Origin of the sequence: Actinomadura sp. KC216 (genome assembly GCF_004348535.1) — a bacterium.
Lineage (GTDB): Bacteria > Actinomycetota > Actinomycetes > Streptosporangiales > Streptosporangiaceae > Spirillospora.
Genome location: NZ_SMJX01000447.1, coordinates 1 through 5,339 on the forward strand (window position 1 = coordinate 1; position 5,339 = coordinate 5,339).

Genomic DNA, 5,339 nt, shown 5'->3' on the forward strand with positions numbered 1-5,339 from the left:
TCGCGTCGGTGAGGATGCGCTGGTAGGCCGCTTCCATCGGGCCCAGGACCTTGGTGAAGTCCACGCTGAGCGGGACTTGCCGGGTGCTGTCGCGCCCGGGGACCTTGGCGAGCAGGTCGAATGTGACCCCCGCATCGGGCTGGATGCGGAAGCGGATCAGATTGGGCTCTGGGGCGCCGTCGAAGAAGCTGATGGGCGGGGTGCGGAGTTGGGCGACCACTTCCAGGTCGGTGGTGCCGAGTGCCTTACCGGAGCGGATGTAGAACGGGACACCGGCCCAGCGCCAGTTGTTGATGCGCAGGCGCAGCGCAGCGTAGGTCTCGGTGGTCGAACCCTCGCGGACGCCTTCGGTGGCGAGGTAGCCGTCGTACTGGCCGCGGACGACATCGCCGGGCGCGACGGCCTCGACGGCGCGCAGCACCCGCCATTTCTCGTCGATGAAGGCGCGTGAGTCGGTCGACGGCGGCGTGTCCATGGCCAGGAGCGCGAGGATCTGCAGAAGGTGGTTCTGGACGACATCGCGGATCGTGCCGTTGGCGTCGTAGAACGAGCCACGGTCGGCGACGTCGAAGTCCTCGGCCATCGTGATCTGCACGTTGTCGACGTAGTGACGGTTCCAGATCGGCTCCAGGAGCATGTTCTCGAACCGGAACATCAGCAGGTCCTCGATCGGCTCCTTGCCGAGGAAGTGGTCGACGCGCCTCAGATGGTCCTCGTCGAAGAACTTCAGCAACTCGGCGTTCAACGCCCGCGCCGACTCCAGGTCGTTGCCGAACGGCTTTTCGACGACCATCCGGGCGTTCCTGTTCAGGTCGACCTTGGCCAGGCCCTCGGCGACCGTCGCGAACAGCGAAGGAGGAACCGCAAGATAGTGAGTGAGGAATCCGGCATCGCCGACCTCGCCACGGATCGCATCGAAGGTGGCGCCGTCGGTGTAGTCGCCCGCGACGAGCCGGAGGTTCCCGGCGAACTTCTCGAACGCCGCGTCGTCCACCTTGTCGTGCTTGGCCTCGCAGGCCTCCCGGGCCCGACGTCGCAGCCCGGCCAGGTCGAGGTCGGTCTTGGCGACCCCCACGATCGGCTGGTCCAGCACCCCGTCCGCCGCCAGCTGGTACAACGCCGGCAGCAGCATCTTGTACGCCAGATTCCCGGTGATCCCGAATAGCACCAGCGCGTCGGCCCGCTCCATCGCCGGTCCCCCTCTCTCCTCGGCTCACAGCTTGACGCCTCGGCCATCCGGAGAACAAGCGTCCCACGGGTCGCATAGCGCTCGGTCATGGTCCAAACGTGTCGCCTCGTCTCCATCGATCCCGGTTCGCGTGTCGTTCCGTGCCGATGCCCGCCACTCGGCACGGCCGAGCGCCTCGCCCATTAACGATCATGGTGCCCGGAGGTTTGTGTCGGCGGAGGGACCGTGACCACGCGGACCCCGCTCAGCGGGGCACGAGCTTGACGGTCGCGCTGCGGGCCTGCTCGTTGGTGAGATGGTCGACGGACGTAGGGCTTCCCGAAGGCGGCATTCGCCCTTCCCGTCAACCAAACCGGGGACCTGAACCCTCCATGCTTCTGAACTGCAGTTTCTTGGAGGTCCCCAGGTGGCTCCATGGCCAAGGTGAACCCGGTTGCACTTCAGAGTGAGGTCCGTGAGGGCCTCTCAATGGGGCTGGCCCAATTCTGGGTGGTGCTCTCCTGCGGGTGTCCCTCGGCAGTGAACCACAAACGAGCCGGCGCCCCGGCGGCGGCCGGGGCGTTGGTCCCTGCTCACGCAGAAGACATAAAGGGGCTCTTCACAGATGACGGTGTAGCCGCGGGCCTGGGCCTGCGGGTTTTGGGCCACCCCTCATGCTGTTGTTGGGAGTTCCCACCCGGAGCGGAGCCGTGGACGTGGGGGGCCGCCGCTGAGACTCTTGTCGGCCGTGCTGATGCCAGGATGGTCGAGTTGGGTCAACACATCGGCACTCCGCTCCTTCGGTGTCCGTCCCGGGGGGTGCCTCGCGAACGTCCTTGGGGCCGACAGCCTCGATTGCTTAGGCAGCAGCTCCTTTTGTGGCGGTGGGACCAAGTCGCGGTCGGCGGGATCAGTGGTTGGCGGACGCCCCGGGTCCAGTCGCGGCATACCGGGCTGCGATGGTGCGGACGGCCTCGTCGACCACCTGAGCGACGCGTTCGGCGCTCACCTCCCAGCCCGGCACCAGGAGTGTCGGCCAGAAGACGTAGTTGGAGATCATGCCCAGGAACTGCGTGGCCGCGAGGTCCACGTCTTCGATCCGCACCGTTCCCGTCTCGTGCTCGGCCAGCAGGTAGCTGCGTACGGACTCGAAGTAGGGCATCTTCCCGTGCGAGAACTGCGCGTGGGCCAGTTCGGGGAATCGCGGCAGCTCGGCGATGACGATTCGGAACAGGTCGGTCATCTGGGCGCGGCTCAACAGCTCGGCGTAGCGGCGACCGATGGTGCTGAGCCCGTCAACGATGTCGCCTGCTGGCGGAGGATCCTCTTCGTCAGTTGTTGACCATGACTCGGTGACCATGGCATCGAACAGGGCAGCCTTGCTCGGAAACTGCTTGAACAGGGTGGCCCGCGAAACGCCTGAGTGCTCGGCGATCCGCGCCAGCGACGTCCGGTCGTAGCCCAACTCGAGGAACAGTGCGGTCGCGGCCTTCATGATCAGCGCGCGCTTCTCCTGGGCGATGCGCTGGTGATACGTCGTCACGACCCTGCCCATGGCCCGATTATACGAGGTGAGTGGCTTGACTCACCATTGCCGCCGACCTAGTGTCAGGCAGAGGTGAGTCACTCGGCTCACCACTGGCCGCCGTTCATCACTGATGATCCCGGTCAGTCACCCACGTACCGAAGGAACATCTGATGCGTCGCTTCGACGACCAGACCGTGCTCGTGACCGGTGGGACCGGTGGCCAGGGATCGAGCCACGTACGCGCCTTTCACGCGGAGGGAGCGAACGTGGTGATCGGCGACATCGACGCCGAACGCGGCGCCGCTCTCGCCGACGAGCTCGGGACCCGCGCTCGCTTCACCCACCTCGACGTCACCGACGAGAGCTCGTGGTCCGCCGCTGTGCTGGCCGCCGAGAGCGCCTTCGGCGCCCTGAACGTGCTGGTCAACAACGCGGGCGTTCAGAACCCGCCGGCGCCGATCGAGAAGACGGACCAGGCCACGTGGTCGCGCATCCTCGACATCAACCTCACAGGGACCTTCCTCGGCATCAAGGTCGCCGCCCCCGTTCTGCGCCGCGCAGCAGGGGGAGCCATCGTCAACATCGCCTCGACGATGGGCCTGGGCGGTACGGCGCACTACGCGCCGTACGTCGCCAGCAAGTGGGCCGTGCGAGGTCTCACCCGAACCGCAGCGCTCGAGCTCGGCCGCGACCACATCCGCGTGAACACCATCCACCCCGGCGTGATCGCGACCCCCTTCATCCAAGAACCAGCAGCCGGCGCCACCGCGGCAATCGCCGACTTCTACTCACCCGAACCGTTCGCCATCCCCCGACTTGGAGAACCGACCGACGTCACCCGGCTTCTGCTGTTCCTCACGTCATCAGACGCGTCGTTCATCACGGGGTCGGAGTACATCATCGACGGTGGACTCCTCCTCGGCCCCGCCCTTCAGCCCGAGACCGCATGAGCAGTCCAGACACGACCGGATCGAACGACTCCGTACGGGACGCGTCTTTGTCGCACCTGCCCGATCGCATCCGGCAAGCCATCGAGATCACACCCGCCGCGGGCACCAGCGAACGGATCATCGACATCACGACGAGGGGGCGCCGCACCGGCCGACCACGCCGCATCGAGATCTTCTTCTACCGAGCTGCGGGTACCACCTATCTCTGTAGCGGCGCCGGCGGGGCCGCGACCGACTGGCATGCGAACCTTCTCGCCAATCCCAGCTTCACCTTCCACCTCAAGAACGGGATCCGTGCAGATCTGCCCGCACGGGCCACGCCGGTCACCGACCCAGCCGAACGTCAGGCCGTGCTGACGGAGATCATCGCGGATCTCAATCAGCCCCACGACCCCGGCACCATCCGGCCGACACGGCTCGAAGACTGGGCCGACATCCGTCTGATGCGCATCAGCTTCGGCCCTCGGCCGTGATCGCGGGGCCCCTCGCCAGATGACCCACTCCCAGGGACCGGGACTGCAGGCGCGGCCCACAACGGCTCCTCACCAGATGAGGGGTGTAGCTGGCGCAGCGGTCCAGGATGGATGTCGAGGTCTCTCGAGGAGCAGCCTCCTACACACGCTCATCTCGAAAGAACCTCGACGTGCCCGACACCACCGTCGGCGAGCGCTTAGGTTCTATCGCCAAGTGACGTTCGTGGAGGGGGCCGGAGGAGCGAGCCCGTATCCCTGCGAAGCAGGAGGAGAGCGGAGCCACAGAGGGCGACGTGAGCCGCTTCTGAACGGCAACCGAGACTACAACTGAGACTGAAGCGCTGAGGGCGATTCCCGTGGGGTGCCGCCCTCAGCTTTCGTCTTGCTCAGGCCGACGGCGAATACGAGATTCGAACTCGTGAGGCGTTGTCACCAACACGCTTTTCCAAGAGAGTGTCGAGCAGGTGATCGCGATGGGCTATCAACACTCCGACGTTCTGACTGCCGCACTCGTCCAGGACAACGGCCGTCCCGAACCCATCTCCACTTTCCTCGCCGCTGTCGCCCTCCGCCGATCGCCTGCCTCCGCGGAGGGTACGACCCTCAGCGCACCCCCGCGGCCAGTCACGCCGCGTGAGTATCGCCAGTGAGTCTGCCAGCACCCGGGCGCTCCAGAACGAGGCGTCCAGGATGGGCAAGTTGCGGTCGCTAGTGTTCCCGCGCCACCATCCGCTCATGCCGCGATCAGCACGGCCAAGGCGGCGCATTCATTGCATGCTCATCTGGTGCGGGTGGTCGTGTGAAACGGGGCAGGTGAAAATCCACAGGCCGTAGCCCCGGCCGATCGTGATGTTGGTCGGGCTGTTGAGATCGGGATGGCGGTGGAACTGCTCGGCCGCTTCCTGATTCTCGGGTTGGGTAGATCCTCTCGTATTCGATCGGGGTGAGCATCCCCAGGGCGCTGTGGCGGCGTCGGCGGTTGTAGAAGATCTCCAGGTATTCGAAGATCGCGTTGGCGAGTTCGATGCGGGTGCCCCAGCGCTGCCGGTTGAGCAGCTCGGTCTGCATCCGTCCCCAGAACGACTCGATCACCGCGTTGATGCCTCTATGTCAAGCGGTTGTGGCGGTGCCCGGCGGAGGGTTGGACGAGGCCGGAGGTGACAGGGCGAGTGTGATGTCGCGATAGACCTCTCGTGCGATGTAGCGCTGGAGGCGTCGGA

At 65.9% G+C, this 5,339-nt stretch carries 4 protein-coding genes and 1 pseudogene; 2 read left to right on the forward strand and 3 right to left on the reverse strand.

Annotated features, from left to right (window positions below; all coding sequences use genetic code 11):
- Together E1264_RS39635 and E1264_RS39640 are read right to left on the reverse strand one after the other, a co-directional pair.
- Nucleotides 1–1,189, reverse strand: a 1,189-nt coding sequence (locus tag E1264_RS39635; protein ID WP_132182233.1) for a glucose-6-phosphate dehydrogenase (NADP(+)), incomplete at its 3' end; no start/stop codon positions are given.
- Between the two features lie 889 nt (nucleotides 1,190–2,078).
- On the reverse strand, nucleotides 2,079–2,723 hold the full coding sequence (locus tag E1264_RS39640; protein ID WP_132182235.1) for a TetR/AcrR family transcriptional regulator: 645 nt from the start codon (nucleotides 2,721–2,723) through the stop codon (nucleotides 2,079–2,081).
- Between the two features lie 143 nt (nucleotides 2,724–2,866).
- Between E1264_RS39640 and E1264_RS39645 the strand changes: the two genes are divergently transcribed.
- Both E1264_RS39645 and E1264_RS39650 read left to right on the forward strand, forming a co-directional pair.
- A complete protein-coding gene (locus E1264_RS39645) occupies nucleotides 2,867–3,646 on the forward strand; it encodes a glucose 1-dehydrogenase (RefSeq protein WP_132182237.1) in 780 nt (259 codons plus the stop codon).
- Nucleotides 3,643–4,119, forward strand: a complete 477-nt coding sequence (locus tag E1264_RS39650; protein ID WP_132182239.1) for a nitroreductase/quinone reductase family protein — start codon at nucleotides 3,643–3,645, stop codon at nucleotides 4,117–4,119. Before E1264_RS39645 ends, E1264_RS39650 begins: the two co-directional genes overlap by 4 nt.
- Nucleotides 4,120–5,046: 927 nt before the next feature.
- Here the strand turns inward: E1264_RS39650 and E1264_RS39660 are convergent.
- Nucleotides 5,047–5,217 (reverse strand): annotated as a pseudogene (locus E1264_RS39660) (IS3 family transposase); the annotation flags it as partial.
- Between the last annotated feature and the right edge of the window lie 122 nt (nucleotides 5,218–5,339).